Below are 16,599 nucleotides of genomic sequence, written 5' to 3'. Positions count from 1 at the left end.
CGGGAGGCCGCGGACCGAGACCCTTGAGTCATCGGATTCCTTGCCAGGGAAGGAAAAGATGATGGTCTCGATCGAAGGTCTCGTCCGCGCCCACGGCCCCGCGCTGCTCGCCCACGCGACCCGCCTCACCGGCGGGGACCGGCACACCGCCGAGGACGTCGTCCAGGAGACCTGGCTGCGCGCCTGGCGCAACGCCGACAAGCTCACCGAGGACCGCGGCTCGGTCCGCGCCTGGCTGATGCGCGTGGCGCACAACGTCGCCATCGACCACCACCGCCGCCGCCAGGCCCGCCCGCCCGAGGTCGAGCTGCCCGAGCCGGACCTGGTCGCCACCGCGACCACCCCCGGCCCCAGCGAGGAGGTCGAGAACCGGCTGCTGGTCACCGCCGCCCTCGACACCCTCCCCACCCGCCACCGCGCCACCCTCATCGAGATCTACTACGCCGACCGCACCACCACCTCCGCGGCCACCACGCTCGGCATCCCGGCAGGCACGGTCAAAAGCCGCGTCCACAAGGCCCTGCGCACCCTCCGCCCGCACCTCGAAGCCGCCTGACCGCGGCCCGGCCGTCCGGCAATGGCACACCCCGTTCAGCGGTCCCCAACGCGAGGGGTCCGACCCAGAGTGGGGCGCGTGGACTTCTCGGTGCTCGGACCGGTTCAGGGATGGCGGGACGGGCGGGTGGTCCCGCTCGGCGGGCGGCAGCGGCGGGCCGTGCTCGCGGTGCTGCTGCTGGAGGCCGGGCAGGTGGTGCCGCTGGCGCGGCTGGTCGAGCTGGTGTGGGGCGACCAGCCGCCCGCGGAGGCCCGCAACGCGGTGCAGACCCACCTGTCGCGGCTGCGCAAGGCGCTGGCCCCCGACGCGCGGATCACCGCCCGGCCACCCGGCTACGTGCTCGACACCGACCCCGGCCAGGTCGACCTGCACCGCTTCCGCGCGCTGGTCGCCGAAGCCGGGCGCGCCAAGGACGACCGCCGCGCGGGTGAGCTGCTGGGCGAGGCGCTGGCGCTGTGGCGGGGGCAGCCGCTGGCCGACGTGGCCGCGACCGGGTCGCTGCCCCGGCTGGCCGCGGCGCTGGAGGAGGAGCGCCTGGCCGCGGTGCAGCAGCGGCTGGCCATCGACCTGCGGCTGGGCAGGCACGCCGCGGTGCTCGCCGAGCTGGCCGGGCTCGCTGCCGCGCACCCCACCCGGGAGGGGCTGGCCGAGCTGTGGGTCCTGGCGCTCTACCGGTGCGGCCGCCAGGCCGACGCCCTCGCCGCCCTGCGGGACATCCGCGCCCGGCTGGTCGACGACCTCGGCGTCGAGCCCGGCCCGGGCCTGCGGTCGGTGCAGCAGCGCATCCTGCGCGCCGACCCCGACCTCGACCCCGCGCCCCACCCGGTGATCCCCGCCCAGCTCCCCGCCGACACCGCGGGCTTCCACGGCAGGCGCGCGGAACTGGCCCGGCTGGACGCCCTGCTGGCCACCCGCGCCGCCGCAGTCGTCGCGGTGAGCGGCACCGCGGGCGTCGGCAAGACCGCGCTGGCGATCCACTGGGCGCACCGGGTGCGGCACGAGTTCCCCGACGGCCAGCTGCACGTCGACCTGCGCGGCTACGACCCCAACCAGCCGATGGCCCCCGACGACGCCCTCGCCGGGTTCCTCACCGCGCTCGGCGTCGCCTGCGCCGACCTGCCGCTGGGCGAGGCCGCCCGCGCGGCGAGGTTCCGCACCGAGGTCGCCGACCGGCGGATGCTGCTGGTGCTGGACAACGCCTCGTCCGTGGCGCAGGTGCGCCCGCTGCTGCCCGGCACCGCGTCCTGCCTGGTCCTGGTCACCAGCCGCGACAGCCTCGCCGGGCTCGTCGCGCTGCACGGGGCCGAGCGGATCGATCTGGACCTGCTGCCGCTGGAGGACGCCACCGCCCTGCTGCGCAACCTCATCGGCGCGCGGCCCGACGCGCCGGAGGCCGTCCCCGCCCTGGCCGAGCAGTGCGCCCGGCTCCCGCTGGCGCTGCGCGTGGCCGCCGAGCTGGCCAACAGCCGCCCGCACACCCCGTTGGTGCGGCTGGTGGACGAACTGCGCGACGGCCACCGCAGGCTGCGGATGCTCGACGGCGCGGGCGACCTGCGGGCCGCGGTGCGCACGGTCTTCTCCTGGTCCTACGACCACCTGCCGCCCGACGCCGCCCGCCTGTTCCGCCTGCTCGGCGGCCACCCGGGCGTCGACATCGACCTCGACGCGGCCGCCGCGCTCGCCGACGTCGGCGTCGACGAGGCGGCCCGGCTGCTGGACGTGCTCGCCCGGGCCCACGTCGTCCAGCCGGTGCAGCACGACCGGTACGGCATGCACGACCTGCTCAAGACCTACGCCGTGGAGCTGGCGGGCGATGACGTGCGGGCCGCCCAGACCCGGCTGTTCGACCACTGCATCGCCGCCACCGAGGCCGCGATGGCCGTGCTGTACCCGAACGCGCGGTGCAACCCGCAGCCGGGCGACGCCACCCGGCTGCGCGCGTGGCTGGCCCGCGAGCGCCCGAACCTGGTGGCGGTCTGCGGGTACGCGGCCACCCACGGCTGGCCCGCGCACGCGATCCGGCTCGCCACCACCCTGTACCGCTACCTGGAAACCGGCCACTACGCCGACGCGCTGGCCGTGCACACCGCCGCCCTGCACGCGGCCAGGGCCAGCGGCGACCGGTCCGGGGAGGCGTACGCGCTGACCGACCTCGGGCTGGTCCACCGGCTGCTCGGCCGCTACGGCGAGGCGGTCGAGCACCTGCGCGCGGCCATCGCCCTGCACCAGCGCACCGGAGACCGGGCGGGCGAGGCCCGCGCGCTGTCGAACCTGGGCATCGTCGAGGACCGGCTCGGCCTGCACCCCTCGGCGGGCGGCAGGCTGGAGCAGGCGCTCGCGGCCTACCGGGAACTCGGCGACCGGCACGGGACCGCCGCCGTGCTGACCAACCTCGGCGGCCTGGCCAACGGCCTGGGCCAGCACGCCACCGCCGCGGCCCACCTCGGGGAGGCGCTGGCGGTCTTCGCCGAACTCGGCGACGAGAGCGCCGCCGCCAGCGCGCTGTGCAACCTCGGCGAGGCCGAGATGGGGCTCGGGCAGCACCTGCGCGCCGTCGAGCACCTGACGCGGGCGCTGGACCTCTTCCGCAAGCTGAACCACCGCTACGGGCAGGCCGTCGCGCTGAGCAACCTCGGGTCGGCGCAGTGCGCGGCGGGCAGGCACGACGAGGCGATCGAGCACCTGGGCGCCGCGCTCGCCCTCTTCCGCGAGACCGGCCACCGCTACGGCGAGGCCAGCGTGCTCAACGGCCTCGGCGAGACGCTGCACGCGGCCGGGCGGCCCGGCGGGGGGTCGATGCACCGGGCCGCCCTGGAGATCGCCGTCGAGACCGGCGACCGCGATGAGCACGACCGCGCCCTGGCAGGCCTGGCGGGCGGGTCGGCGCGGCGGGGCCGGGCGCCCGGTGCTCCGGGGCGCCCGGCCCGCCATTAGGACGAGAACCTGGGCGCGGCGTACTTGGCGACCACCCAACTGGTGTTGCGCATCGCTTGCAGCCTGAGGTTGTCGTCGTAGTACTGGTTCAGGACCTCCGCCCGGTCGCCGTTGTAGGCCACGCACACCGAGCGCGTGATGTACGGCGGGTTGAACCCGGACACGAAGTAGCACTGCGGCATGATCGCCGAGATCACCTTGTTGTTCCCGCTGACCAGCACGGCCAGCAGGCCGGAGGTGCTGAAGCCCGCCCTGGACCTGGCGATCAGCGCGATCGGGCCCACCACGTCGAGGGCCATGCCGAGCCCGTCGATCGACGCCTTGTCGGTGACCACGCCGAGCAGCGCGTCGATCTGGGTCACGCAGGCGGTCGCGTTCTGCGCCCACGCCTGCAACGTGTCCGGGCTGAACCGCTCGATGTCGGCCAGCTCGATGACGTGCCGGGTGGCGCACGCCCGCGCCTCGGCGGCGGCGAGCCGGTCCATGTGGGCGATGATGTCGGTCTTGGCGGCCTCGATCGCCGCCAGGATCTGCCGGGTGGCCGCCTCGATGGACAGGCCGCCGCCCTGGAAGCTCTTCCACAGGTCGACCAGCCCCTTGGCGGCCCCGATGATCGCGCCGATGTCGATCTGCGCGCGCACGCCCTCGGCCTGCGCGGCCGGGGCCTGCACCGTCCCGGTCGTCGCCACCGCCACGGCCACCATGGCGGCGACGACGCCGTTCCTCAGCCTTCTCCTCATCCAGCTCCTCCTCCGCGGGACACGGGCACCGCGCCGCCCACCGCCCGCCTCCCCCTCGCCTGGCGAGCGGGCGGTGCGGCGACACCGGAGGATGGCGCGCCGGGCTTGCTGCGCGCTGGCAGAGCGCCGGCCGGACGCGCGGGTCAGACGATCTCGACGACCTTGCCGGTGACGTCGGCGCGGATCTGCTTGGTGCCGCGCGGGCCCTGCACGTTGACGATGATCCGGATGTCGTCGGTGGCCGGGAGCAGCCGCTTGATGATCACCGTCGTCACCGCCGCGTCGGCCACCTTCGACGCGGCCGGAGCCTCGGCGATCACCTTGGCGACGGCGGCCGGGTCCAGGTCGGCCGTGGAGAAGCGGTTGGCCTCCAGCGCGCCCGGGTCGCTGCCGCTGACGTCGACCGGCGCGGGCTGGCCGGTCGCGCCGTTGGAGAAGGTGAACTGGTTGACCTCCTCCGGCTTGGCCGGGTCGATCGCCTGCACGGCAAGGTGCGACTCGGACAGCACGATCTCCAGCGCCCCGGTGATCGGGTCCTCGCCGACCTGCTCCGCCAGTGCGGCCAGCGCGGTCTTGAAGCCGTCTGCGGTGAAGGGGGACACCGGCGCGGCGGCCTCGGCCGCGGTGGTGGTCTGCTCCGGCGCGGCGGCGGAGGTCGGCTGCCCCGCGTCCCCGCCCGCGGGGGATCCGTCCGTCGACGAGCACCCGGCGAGCAGCAGGGCGGCGGCCGCGGCGGCGGCGATGGCAGTGCGGTGCATCGGTTCCTCACATGGTCTCGGGATGGCGCTCCCACCCTGGCCGCGGCGGCCGGGCCGCGCCGCGATCCCGAACGAACCCGAACGGCGGGCGCCTGCCACGATTCGGGGCATGCGTGCTCCGGTCGAACCCGACCCGGCGGGGGCGGCGTCGGTCGCGGAGCTGTGCGGGCGGCTGGCCGCGCTGCGCCGCTGGGCGGGCGCGCCCTCCTACGCCGAGATCGCGCGCCGGGTCGCGGCGGCCCGCCGCGCCCGCGGGGTGCCGGAGACGCCCGGGCGGGTGACCGTCTACGACTGCTTCCGCCCCGACCGCACCCGCGTCGACGTCGAGCTGCTGGTGGACATCGCGGTGGCGCTGGGCGCCGACGGGCAGCGGTGGCGGCAGGCGCACCGGGCCGCCCTCGGCGGCGGTCCCCCGGTGAACGTGGTGGTGGGGCGGCCCGATGAGCAGCCGGATTTCGTCGGCCGCTCCGCCGAGCTGGCCCGGCTGGTCGGCGGCGCGGGCGCGACGGTGATCACCGGCATGCCCGGGGTCGGCAAGACGCGCCTGGCGCTGCTGGCCGCCCGCCGCAGCGCCGCCGAGCTGGTGGTGCGGGTGGACCTGCGCGGGTTCGACGCCGCGCTGCCGCCCGCCGAGCCCGCCGCGGCGCTCGACGCGGTGCTGCGCGCGCTCGGCGTGCCGGGCGCGGAGGTGCCGCCCGATCCGCAGCGGCGCGGGCAGCTCTACCGGCGGCTGCTGTCCGAGCGGGGCGCGGTGCTGGTCCTCGACGACGCGGCCGGGCGCGAGCAGGTCGAGCCGCTGCTGCCCGGGGGCGCGACCCGGGTGCTGATCACCTCGCGGCGCGGCATCGCCGGGCTGGACGCCCTCGCGCTCGCCCCCTTCCACCACGGCGACAGCCTGGCCCTGCTGGCCGCGGCCGCGCCCGAGCGGGTCGCCGCCGAGGGCGAGGACGCGCTGCGCATCGCCGCGCTCTGCGGGCACCTGCCGCTGGAGCTGGCCGTCGCCGCGGCGGGGCTGGCCCAGCGCCCGGACTGGAGCCTGGACGACCACGCCCACCGGCTGGCCGCCCTGCCGCGCGGGGAATCCCCGGCGCTGCACGCCTCCTACCGCGCGCTCGGCCTGGCCGAGCAGGCCGTGTTCCGGGCGGTCGTGCTGCACCCGGGCCGCACGATCACGCCCGCGGCGGCCGCGGCGCTGGCGGGCCGCGCCGACGTGAGCGCCGAGCTGGCGCGGCTGGCCGACGAGCACCTGCTGCTGCCGGGGTACCGGTTCCACGACCTGGTGCGCGAACACGCGCTGCGCCGGGCGGTTGACGAGGACCCGCTCAGCGGCAGGCGGGCCGCGGTCGCCCGGTTGCTCGACCACTACGCCGACGCCCTCGCCGACGCCGAGCCCGGCTGGACCGCCGCGGAGCTGCCCAACCTGGTGGCCGCCGCGCTGCACGCCGCCGAGCACGGCTACCCCGACCACCTCGACCGGCTCTCCGAGGGCCTGGCCCCCTACCTCGACGCCACCGCCCGCCACGACGAGGCCGCGCAGGTGCACGGCCACGCCGCCCGGCTGGCCGACCCGGCGGCCCGCTGCCGCGGCCTGGGCAGGCTGGCCCGGGTGCACGAGCAGCTGGGCAGCTTCGCCGAGGCGCTGGCGCTGCACCGCGACGCGCTGGCGATCGCCGAGCGGATCGGCGACCGGCCGGAGGAGGCCGCCCTGCTCAGCGGCATGGGCAACAACCTGCGCCAACTCGGCCGCTACACCGACGCGCACGCGGCCTACACCCGCTCGCTGGCGGTCGCCGAGCGGGCGGGCGACGTGCGCGGGATCGGCCGCGCCACCGGCAACCTCGCCGACCTGTGCCGGATCCGCGGGCACTACACCGAGGCCGAGGCGCACGGGCGCCGGGCGCTGGCGGCGTTCACCGAGCTGGGCGAGACCCGGCTGGCAGGCGTGCTGCACAGCAACCTGGGCGTGCTCGCCAACCAGCGCGGCCGCCCGGACCTGGCGGTCGAGCACCTCGACACCGCCCTGGAGTGCCACCGGCTCACCCTCGACCGGGCCACCGAGGCCCGCTCGACGGTGGCGCTGGGCACCGCGCTGCGCCTGCTGGGCAGGCCGCACGAGGCGCTCGCGCGGCAGCGCGCCGGGCTGGCGCTGGCTCGGGAGAACGGCGTGCCCGACAGCGTCGCCACCGCGCTGACCGCGATCGGCTCGACCCTGCACGCCTTGGGCCGCACCGCGGAGGCCGCCGAGCACCACCGCGAGGCGCTGGCCGTCGCCGAGGCCATCGGCGACCGCGAGGCCCAGGCCGAGGCGCACGCGGGCCTGGGCGAGCTGGGCGCGGCCGACCACCGCGCCCGCGCCGCCGCCCTGGCCGGAGAACTCGGCGACCGCGCCCTCATCGAGCGCGTCGCCGCCTTGCGCTGAAACCCCAACCCACCAGGAGGTATCCAATGGCGGACGTCGCGGACGCGGTCGAATCGGTCGACCAGCTCGCGGTGGCCTGGCGCACCGTCGTCCTCGACCGGGACGCGGACGCCGACGTGCGAGATCTGCCCGGCATCGCCGTGCGCTGGGCGGACTGCCGCTTCGCGTTCTGGAACTGCGTCACGCTCACCGAGGCAGGCGCGGACGCCGCGCTCATCGGCAGGCGGCTGGGCGAGGCGGCGGAGGTGATGCGGGCGAAGCGCTGTCCCGGATTCTTGTGGCTGTTCGAGGATCTGCTGGACGACGAAGCCCGTGCCGCCCTCCCCGAGGCGGTCGAGCGCGCGGGCCTGCGCTACGCCTTCTCGGGCGCGGGCATGGCGGCCGACATCCTGCCCATCCCCGACCCCCACCACCCCGACCTGACCTTCGAGCGCGTGACGACCGACGCCCAGCTGGAGGCGTACGCCGACCTCAACTCCCGCGCCTACGGCTTCCCCCTCCCCGACGGCCGCGACGGCCTCGCGGGGACGACGCTGTGGAAGACGACCGCGCATGCGTACCTGGGCCTGCACGACGGCGTGCCCGTCACCTGCGCCACCACCATGGAAACCGCGGGCCGCCTCTTCGTCGCCCTGGTCGCCACCGACCCCGCCCACCAACGCAAGGGCTACGGCGAAGCGGTGACCCGCAAGGCCCTGCACGAGGGCAGCAAGTCAACACCCCTGACCCGCGCCACCCTCCACGCCACCGCCGCCGGAGCCCCCGTCTACCGCCGCATCGGCTTCACCCCGAACTCCCCTCTCCACTTCTACAGCCTCTAACGGCAACCGCAGCCCATCCGGCACCGCAACACCCGCAGGCCACAACTCGCCCGCATCTCCCGCAATGCCCGACAGATCGACCACCCCGCCTGCAAACTCAACCCCACGCAAGCAGATCCACCCCCCGTCGACCCGCGCACCGTCGAACGACACGATCCCACCAGCGAACACCGCCCCGGCGAACGACAGCCGCCCGGTGATGGCCGCGTCGTCGAAGCGGACCACCCCCTGGCCCGCAAACGTCGCGCCCGCGAAGTCACCCCCGTCGAAGACGGCCCCGGTGAAGTCGAAGTCGTGGCCGCGCCAGGTGCGCGGGTCGTCGTCGCGCAGGTGGAGGTTGTCGCGGATGAGCCGGAGCACGGTGCGCCGGACCGGCCGCTCCTGCCGCGGGTCGCGCTCGGCGTCGAAGGGCTGCCGCAGGTACGCGCACAGCACGTCGATGCACCCCTGCCGCGCCTCGGCCGCGTCGTTGGCCAGCGCGGCGATGGCGTAGACGCCCGCGGTGCGCACCGCGGCATCGGGCGCGCCCAGCAGCTCGGCGGCCTTGCCGAAGCGGTCGAGGACCACCTTGGCGTCCTCGCGGTAGGCGTCCACCTCGTTGAGGCGCTGCCGCCGGTAGGCGACGGCCAGCGCCACCACCGCACCGGCGCCGCCCACCACGGCCAGCACGACCTTCATGGCGTCGAGCCGGTTCTGCACGCTCCACCCCGCCGCGTCCCCCGCTGGCCGCCCGAGCACGCCCCACAGCAGCAGGCCCGCGCCACCGGCGACGACCGCGGCCAGCCCCAGCAGCAGCGCCACGTGCGCGACCAGCGGCATCCGGGGCGCGCGCGGCCGCCGCCCCAGGGCCGTCGGCACCGCCCGGCGCCGCCCGACCAGCGCCAGCACCACCGCCGCCAGCGCCAGGACCGCGGCGGGCCAGTGCAGGCCGAGGGCCCGCGCCACCGACGCCGCCCGCTGCCCCCACCACTCCGGCGCCGTGCTCACCGCCGCAGCGGCGGCGAGCACCGCCACCGCGGGCCAGCGCCACCCCCGCGACGGCCGATCGAAGCCCAGCACCGCACGACTCACCTGCAACGGCCGCTCGCCCATGCCCGGCATTGTCCGGCGCACGCGGCGCCGGTGGGTCAGCGGACCGGTTCGCGGGTGGGGAGGAGGGTGCGGAGGGCGGCGTCGGCCTGGGTGGTTTCCAGGAGGAAGCCGTCGTGGCCGTGGGGGGAGGTGATGGTGCGCAGGGTGGCGTCGCGCAGGTGGGTGGCGAGCAACTGCTGTTGCGGCAGCGGGTACAGCCGGTCGCTGTCGATGCCTGCGACGACCGTGGGGGCGGTGACCCGGCGCAGGGCCGACTTCGTGCCGCCCCGGTCGCGGCCGACGTCGTGGTGGTTCATGGCCGTGGCGAGGGTGACGTAGGTGCCCGCGTCGAAGCGGTGGGCCAGCTTGGCGGCGTGGTGGTCCAAATAGGACTCCACCGCGTACCGGCCCGCCTGCGCCGGGTCCTCGCCGGGCTGGGGCGAGCGGCCGAAGCGGGTGTCGAGTTCAGACGGTGTGCGGTAGGTGATGTGGGCGATGCGGCGGGCCGTGCCGAGGCCGCGGTGGGGGCCGCGGCCCGGCCCGAGGTGGTGGTAGTCGCCGCCGTGCCAGCCCGGGTCGGCGCGGATGGCCGCGAGCTGCGCGTGGGTCCACGCGATCTGCTCGGCGCTGCTGCGGGCGGTCGTGGCGAACAGGGCGAGGGCGCCCACCCGGTCCGGGTGGGCCACCGCCCACTCCAGCGCCCGCATCCCGCCCATCGACCCGCCGACGACCAGCGCCCACGTGTCGATGCCCAGGTGGTCGGCCAGCGCCGCCTCGGCGGCCACCTGGTCGCGCACGGTCAGCACCGGGAAGCGGCTGCCCCACGGCCTGCCGTCCGGGGCCGGGCTCGCCGGGCCGGTGCTGCCCTGGCAGCCGCCGAGCACGTTGGGCACGACGAGGAACAGCCTGGTGGGGTCGAGTGTGCGCCCCACCCCCACCAGGCCGTCCCACCACCCGGCCGTGGGATGGCCGGGTTGCCGCGGACCGGCGACGTGGCTGTCGCCGGTGAGCGCGTGCAGCACGAGCACGGCGTTCGAGCGGTCGGGGGCGAGGGCTCCCCACGTCTCGTACGCGATGCGGTAGCCGGGCAGCAGACCGCCGAACTCCAGCGCGAGCGGGCGGTCGGCGGCGAACCAGCGGCGGCGGCCCGGCGGGTCCCCGTCCCGCCAGGCGCCGCTGGCCGGTGGGGTCACAGCCGGTCCTTGGCCGCGCGGAACCCCGACTCCAGGTCGGCCTTGAGGTCCTCGACGCCCTCCAATCCCACCGACAGGCGCACCAGGCCGTCCGTCACGCCCGCCAGCCGCTGCTGGGCCGGGCTGAGCTGGGAGTGGGTGGTGCTGGCCGGGTGCACGATGAGGCTGCGCACGTCGCCGATGTTGACGAGCTGGCTGAACAGCTCGGTCCCGTCGATGAACGCCCTGGCCGCGTCCGCGCCGCCGCGCAGCTCGAAGGAGACCACCGCGCCCGCCCCGCGCGGCAGGTAGCGGCGCGCGGCGTCGTGCCACCGGCTCGACGGCAGCCCGGCGTAGTGCACCGCGGCGACCTCGTCGCGCCCCTCCAGCCACTCGGCCAGCTCCTGGGCGTTCTCCGCGTGCCGCGCCACCCGCAGCGACAGGGTCTCGATGCCCTGCAGGATCAGGAAGCTGGTCAGCGGCGCGATGGCCGCGCCGGTGTCGCGCAGCCACTGCACGCGCAGCTTGGCCGCGTAGGCGCCGGGGCCGATCGCGGGCCAGTAGCGCAGGTCGTGGTAGGTCGGGTCGGGCTCGGTGAAGCCGGGGAAGCGCTCGGGGGAGGCGCCGAAGTCGAAGGTGCCCGCGTCGACCACCAGCCCGGCGATCGCGGTGCCGTGGCCGCCGAGGAACTTCGTCGCCGAGTGCACCACGATGTCCGCGCCGTGCTCGATCGGGCGCAGCAGGTACGGCGTCGGCAGGGTGTTGTCGACCAGCAGCGGCACGCCCGCGTCGTGGGCCAGGCCCGCGACCCGCTCGACGTCGAGCACGTCGGCGCGCGGGTTGCCCAGGGACTCGGCGAAGAACAGCTTGGTGTTGGGTCGCACCGCGGCGCGCCACTGCTCGGGGTCGTCGGGGTCCTCGACGAAGGTCGTCTCGATCCCCAGCTTCGGCAGCGTGTGGTGGAGGAGGTTGTGCGTGCCGCCGTAGAGCGACGCGCTGGCGACCAGGTGGTCGCCCGCCCCGGCGAGGTTGAGGATCGCGGCGGTCTCGGCGGCCTGCCCGGAGGCGAAGGCCACCGCGGCCACCCCGCCCTCCAGCGCGGCGATCCGCTGTTCGAGCACGTCCTGCGTCGGGTTGTTGATGCGCGTGTAGATGTTGCCCGGTTCGGCGAGGCTGAATAGGTCCGCGGCGTGCCGGGTGTCGCGGAAGGCGTAGGAGGTGGTCTGGTAGATCGGCGTCGCGCGGGCCCCGGTGGTCGGGTCGGGCGCGGCGCCCGCGTGGATCTGGCGGGTCTCGAAGGACAGCGTCATGGGGTTCCCCTGGGAGCGCGGAGGGCTGCGGGTCGCGGCGATCGTGGCACGCCGGAACCGGCCGCCGCCCACCCTCCCGTATTGTGGAATGCCATTCCACCAATGGGTGGCTGTGTGAGTATCGAGCCCATGACCTCGGCTTCCGCCCCCGGTGTCCGGCCCGCAGCAGGCGTCGCGGCGGTGCTGCGGACCGCGCTGCGGCACGGCCCGCTCCCCCGGCGCACGCTGGCCAGGATGGCCGGGATGAGCGGGGCGTCGGTGACCCGGCACTGCGAGCGGCTGCTCGCCGCCGGGCTGCTGCGCGAGGTCGAGCCGCCCGCGGCGCGGCGGGTCGGACGGCCGCACGTGCCGGTGGCCGTGCAGCCCGCCGCCCGCGAGGTGATCGGCATCCACCTGGCGCACGAGTTCGCCACGGTGGCCGTGTCCGACCTCGCGGGCCGCATCGTGCGGCAGCGGCGCGTCGCCTACCGCGGCGGCGCGGCCGAGCAGGACGTCGACGCGGTCGCGCGGGTGGCCGCCGAATGGGTCGACCCGCGCCGGACCCACTCCGTCGGGGTGGCCACCGGCGGCTGGGTCGACGCCGACGCGGGCGCGCTGGTGCGGCACCCGTCGCTGGGCTGGCGGGGCGTGCCGCTGCGCGAGATCATCGCCCGGCACATCCCGCTGCCGGTGCACGTGGACAACCACACCCGCGGGCTCGTCGTCGCCGAGGAGCTGCTCGGCCGGGTCGACCCCGACGCATCGGTGCTGCACCTGTTCGTCGGCAACGTGGTCGACGTGGCCGTCCGAACAGGACGGACCGTGCACCGCGGGCCCCGCTCGGCCGCGGGCGGCATCGCGCACCTGCCGGTCGGCGACCCCGAGGTGCGATGTCCGCTCGGGCACCTGGGCTGCTTCGAGGCCACCGTGTCCGACCAGGCGTGGGCGCGGCGGGTCGCCGGGCGCTCGTTCTGGGAGCTGCTGGCCGCCGCCGAGGCGGGCGACGCGGCCGCGCGGGCGCTGTTCGTCGAGCGCGCCCGGGTCGTCGGCCGGGCCGCGGCGCTGCTGTTCGACCTGGTGAACCCGGACGTGCTGATCGTGGCCGAGCTGGGCGCGGTGTCCATGCCCGAGTGCATGGCGGCCGTCCGCGCCGAGGTGGCGGCCCGCTCGCACGCCTGCGCGTCGCCGGAGATCGCCGTGCGCGCCAGCGGCTTCGAGGCGACCGCGATCCTGGGCATGTCCGCTGCGGGCATCGCCCTCGACGCGCTCTACCGCGACCCGCTGGACGAATCCCACGGGCTGGACGGCAATTAATTTCCCCGGTCGCAATGTTGACCGGCGCTCACCGAATTGAACAGGATGGCCGAAGGGAGCGCGAGTCGCGCTCAATTCCCGGTCGTTCCACTGGAGTCGTCATGCCTGAACGGCAATTGCACCTGAACGCCTTCCTCATGGGGGTGGGCCACCACGAGGCGGCCTGGCGCCACCCGCGCACCGACCCCGCCGCCCTCGGCGACGTGCGCCACTACCAGGACCTCGCGCGCACCGCCGAGCGCGGCGGCTTCGACTCGGTGTTCCTCGCCGACGGGGTGCAGATCTGGGGCGATGTCGAGCACACCGCCGCCCAGGTCTTCGAGCCGCTGACCCTGCTGACCGCGATGGCGGCGGTGACCTCGCGCATCGGGCTCATCGCCACCGTCTCCACCAGCTACAGCGAGCCCTACAACCTGGCCAGGTGGTTCGCCTCGCTGGACCACATCAGCGGCGGCCGGGCCGGGTGGAACATCGTGACCACCGCGGGCGACCGCGCCGCGCAGAACTTCTCCCGCGACGGCGCGGCCGACCACGCCGAGCGCTACGAGCGCGCCGACGAGTTCCTGCGCGTGGTCACCGCGCTGTGGGACAGCTGGGCCGACGACGCGCTCGTCGTCGACCCGGCCAGCGGCCGCTACGCCGACCCCGACCTGGTGCGCGACATCGACCACCGCGGCCGGTTCTTCCAGGTCAGGGGCCCGCTGAACAGCCCGCGCCCGCCGCAGGGGCACCCGCTGCTGGTGCAGGCGGGCTCCTCGGCCGACGGCAAGGCGTTCGCCGCCCGCTGGGCCGAGGCCGTCTTCACCGCCCACCAGACGCTGGAGTCGGCGCAGGCGTTCTACGCCGACCTCAAGGGCAGGCTGGCCGCCCACGGCCGCTCGGCCGAGTCGCTGAAGGTGCTGCCCGGGATCGTCCCGGTGCTGGGCTCGACCGAGCGGGAGGCCAAGCAGCTCGCCGACGAGCTCGACGAGCTGATCGTGCCCGCCCGGGCGGTGCGCCAGCTCTCGGAGATGATCGGGGTCGACCTGACCGGGCACCCGCTGGACCAGCCGCTGCCGCCGCTGCCGCCGGTCGCGGCGATCAACGGGGCGCAGAGCCGGTTCGCGCTGGTCCGCGACCTGGTCGAGCGCGAGCGGCCGACCCTGCGGGCGCTGCTGTCGCGGCTGGGCGGCGGGCGCGGCCACCAGGTCGTGGCGGGCACCCCGGAGCAGATCGCCGACCACATCCAGCGGTGGTTCACCGACGGCGCCGCCGACGGGTTCAACATCATGGCCCCGCTGCTGCCGTCGGGGCTGGCCGAATTCGTCGACACCGTGATCCCCGAATTGCGGTCGAGGGGCCTGTTCCGAGCCGACTATTCGGGGACCACATTGCGCGACCACTACGGGTTGCCGAAACCGGCAGGCGCATTCCAGCGCATCGCGGCCGCGGTATAGCACCCGACGGAGGACAATTCCCGTGAGAAGGACAACGGCACGGCGGTGGAAATCCGCCGGGATCGCGCTCGCCCTGCTCGCCGCGGGCTGCTCGGGCGCCGACGCAGGCGAGGTCACGACCCTGCGCTACCAGGGCTGGACCGGGCAGGTCACGCTGCCCGAGCTGGCCGCCGACCTCGGCTACCTCGGCGACGTGCGGCTGGAGTGGGTCGGCAACACCATCAGCGGCCCGCAGGACATCCAGTCCACGGCCACCGGGCAGGTCGACTTCGGCGGGGCGTTCAACGGCGCGGTGGTCAAGCTCGCCGCGGGCAACGCCCCCATCACCGCGGTGATCAGCTACTACGGGGCCGACGAGGAGGCGTTCAGCGGCTACTACGTGCTGGAGGACAGCCCGCTGCGCTCGGCCCGGGACCTGGCCGACAGCGGCGCGAAGGTCGGCATGAACACCGTCGGCGCGCACGCCGAGGCGATGCTCGACCTGTACCTGGAGCGCAACGGCGTGACGAAGGAGCAGGCCGCCGCGGTGGAGCGGCTGGCGCTGCCGCCGATCAACACCGAGCAGGCGCTGCGGCAGGGCCAGATCCAGGTCGCGGTCCTCAGCGGCATCCTGCGCGACAAGGCGCTGGCCGCGGGCGGCATCCGGCCGCTGTTCACCGACTACGAGCTGCTCGGCCCGTTCAGCGCGGGCACCTACGTGATGACCGACCGGTTCCTGGCGGCGAACCCGACGACCGCGCGGACGTTCGTCACCGGGGTCGCCAAGGCGCTGGAGTGGACCAGGACCACCCCGCGCCCGCAGGTGATCGCCCGGATGAAGGCGATCGTCGCCGCGCGGGGGCGCTCGGAGGACGCCGCGCCGCTGGAGTACTGGAAGTCCTTCGGCGTCGCGGGCACCGGCGGCCTCATCCGCGACGAGGAGCTGCAGCTGTGGATCGACTGGCTGGCCGCGCGCGGCGACATCGAGCCCGGCTCGGTCACCCCGGGCGAGCTCTACACCAACCAGTACAACGACTACCGGACGGACACCCGATGACCCCCAAGATCGAGTTCCGGGCGGTGGGCAAGCGCTTCCCGGTCCGCGGCCCGGACGGCGCCCCCACCTGGTTCACCGCGATCGAGCAGGTCGACCTGGCGGTCGAGCCCGGGGAGCTGCTGACCGTCGTCGGCCCGAGCGGCTGCGGCAAATCCACCCTGCTCGACCTGCTCGGCGGGCTGACCGCGCCCACCAGCGGCGAGGTCGCGGTCGACGGCGAGCCCGTGCGCGGGCCGGGGCTGGACCGCGGCATCGTCTTCCAGCAGTACGCGCTGCTGCCGTGGCGCACCGCGCGCGGCAACGTCGAGTTCGGACTGGAGGCGACCGGCACCCCGCGCGGTGAGCGCGCCGAGCTGGCCGACCGCTTCCTCGACCTGGTCGGGCTGTCCGGCTTCGAGCGCCGCTACCCGCACGAGCTCTCCGGCGGCATGCGCCAGCGCGTCGCCATCGCCCGCAGCCTCGCCTACGACCCGGACATCCTGCTCATGGACGAGCCCTTCGCCGCCCTCGACGCCCAGACCCGCGAATCCCTCCAGGACGAGCTCCTGCGCATCTGGCACCGCACGGGCAAGACGATCGTCTTCATCACCCACTCCATCGACGAAGCCGTCTACCTCGGCACCCGCGTCGCGGTGATGACCCCGCGCCCAGGCCGCATCAAGCAGATCACCCCCATCACCCTCCCCACCCGCCGCGCGGAGGTCCGCGCCACCCCCGCCTTCACCCACCACCGCCACGAAATCTGGACCCTCCTCCGCGACGCCCAACGAGACCTGGAGCCCGCCACATGACCCCACCCCACCCGACCCCACCCCCGCCCGACCCCATCCCACTCCGCTCAACCCCCACCCACCGCCAAACACCCGCCCCAGCCCACCCTCCCGGTCACCTACCCCACACCCCCGCCCACCGCACCACCCCACCCCGCTCCCTCTCCCCCTCCCAAGCCCAGGCCCCAGCCGCAGCCCCGACCCTGGTCCCGGCACCGGCCCCACCGCACTGCCTCAGCCTCCCCCAACCCCCACCCGCCACGCCGTTCCCGGCCCTACCCGC

At 75.5% G+C, this 16,599-nt stretch carries 13 protein-coding genes; 8 read left to right on the top strand and 5 right to left on the bottom strand.

Translation table 11 applies throughout. The features are described from left to right. Nucleotides 1-61 precede the first annotated feature (61 nt). Complete coding sequence (locus ACWEPX_RS04645; protein WP_451895699.1) at nucleotides 62-556, top strand: sigma-70 family RNA polymerase sigma factor; 495 nt, start codon at nucleotides 62-64, stop codon at nucleotides 554-556. Between the two features lie 78 nt (nucleotides 557-634). Continuing rightward, complete coding sequence (locus ACWEPX_RS04640; RefSeq protein WP_451895698.1) at nucleotides 635-3,490, top strand: tetratricopeptide repeat protein; 2,856 nt, start codon at nucleotides 635-637, stop codon at nucleotides 3,488-3,490. On the opposite strand, the gene ACWEPX_RS04635 is transcribed toward ACWEPX_RS04640, so the two are convergent. Then, on the bottom strand, nucleotides 3,487-4,230 hold the full coding sequence (locus ACWEPX_RS04635) for a hypothetical protein (protein WP_451895697.1): 744 nt from the start codon (nucleotides 4,228-4,230) through the stop codon (nucleotides 3,487-3,489). The genes ACWEPX_RS04640 and ACWEPX_RS04635 overlap by 4 nt on opposite strands. Before the next feature lie 143 nt (nucleotides 4,231-4,373). Then, a complete protein-coding gene (locus ACWEPX_RS04630; RefSeq protein WP_451895696.1) occupies nucleotides 4,374-4,988 on the bottom strand; it encodes a hypothetical protein in 615 nt (204 codons plus the stop codon). A 109-nt stretch (nucleotides 4,989-5,097) separates the two neighbouring features. Here ACWEPX_RS04630 and ACWEPX_RS04625 point away from each other — a divergent pair, with 109 nt between their 5' ends. Continuing rightward, nucleotides 5,098-7,407, top strand: a complete 2,310-nt coding sequence (locus tag ACWEPX_RS04625; RefSeq protein WP_451895695.1) for a tetratricopeptide repeat protein — start codon at nucleotides 5,098-5,100, stop codon at nucleotides 7,405-7,407. Between the two features lie 26 nt (nucleotides 7,408-7,433). Further along, nucleotides 7,434-8,228 carry a GNAT family N-acetyltransferase gene (locus tag ACWEPX_RS04620; protein WP_451895694.1) on the top strand — a complete coding sequence of 265 codons (795 nt, stop codon included), beginning with the start codon at nucleotides 7,434-7,436 and terminating at the stop codon, nucleotides 8,226-8,228. Here ACWEPX_RS04620 and ACWEPX_RS04615 read toward each other — a convergent pair. From ACWEPX_RS04615 to ACWEPX_RS04605, 3 genes are read right to left on the bottom strand one after another with little or no spacing between them, the layout of a single operon-like run. After that, entirely contained in the window at nucleotides 8,121-9,320 is a 1,200-nt protein-coding gene (locus tag ACWEPX_RS04615) for a pentapeptide repeat-containing protein (protein ID WP_451895693.1), read from the bottom strand. The genes ACWEPX_RS04620 and ACWEPX_RS04615 overlap by 108 nt on opposite strands. Before the next feature lie 35 nt (nucleotides 9,321-9,355). Beyond that, nucleotides 9,356-10,492 carry a homoserine O-acetyltransferase MetX gene (gene metX / locus ACWEPX_RS04610; protein WP_451895692.1) on the bottom strand — a complete coding sequence of 379 codons (1,137 nt, stop codon included), beginning with the start codon at nucleotides 10,490-10,492 and terminating at the stop codon, nucleotides 9,356-9,358. Next, nucleotides 10,489-11,781 (bottom strand): bifunctional o-acetylhomoserine/o-acetylserine sulfhydrylase, encoded by a 1,293-nt coding sequence (locus ACWEPX_RS04605; protein WP_451895691.1) that lies wholly within the window; start codon nucleotides 11,779-11,781, stop codon nucleotides 10,489-10,491. Before ACWEPX_RS04605 ends, metX begins: the two co-directional genes overlap by 4 nt. Before the next feature lie 129 nt (nucleotides 11,782-11,910). On the opposite strand from ACWEPX_RS04605, the gene ACWEPX_RS04600 reads away from it, so the two are divergent. From ACWEPX_RS04600 to ACWEPX_RS04585, 4 genes are all read left to right on the top strand, one after another. Further along, nucleotides 11,911-13,074: an ROK family protein gene (locus tag ACWEPX_RS04600; RefSeq protein ID WP_451895690.1), complete on the top strand. Its 1,164-nt coding sequence runs from the start codon at nucleotides 11,911-11,913 to the stop codon at nucleotides 13,072-13,074. Between the two features lie 101 nt (nucleotides 13,075-13,175). After that, nucleotides 13,176-14,510: an LLM class flavin-dependent oxidoreductase gene (locus ACWEPX_RS04595; RefSeq protein WP_451895689.1), complete on the top strand. Its 1,335-nt coding sequence runs from the start codon at nucleotides 13,176-13,178 to the stop codon at nucleotides 14,508-14,510. Between the two features lie 22 nt (nucleotides 14,511-14,532). Next, nucleotides 14,533-15,546: an ABC transporter substrate-binding protein gene (locus ACWEPX_RS04590; protein ID WP_451895688.1), complete on the top strand. Its 1,014-nt coding sequence runs from the start codon at nucleotides 14,533-14,535 to the stop codon at nucleotides 15,544-15,546. Continuing rightward, nucleotides 15,543-16,337 (top strand): ABC transporter ATP-binding protein, encoded by a 795-nt coding sequence (locus ACWEPX_RS04585; RefSeq protein WP_451895687.1) that lies wholly within the window; start codon nucleotides 15,543-15,545, stop codon nucleotides 16,335-16,337. Before ACWEPX_RS04590 ends, ACWEPX_RS04585 begins: the two co-directional genes overlap by 4 nt. The last annotated feature ends 262 nt before the right edge of the window (nucleotides 16,338-16,599 follow it).

This window comes from Actinokineospora sp. NPDC004072 (assembly GCF_053604195.1).
The sequence above is the reverse complement of the archived record's forward strand: the minus strand, read 5'-3'. Positions and strand labels throughout refer to the sequence as shown.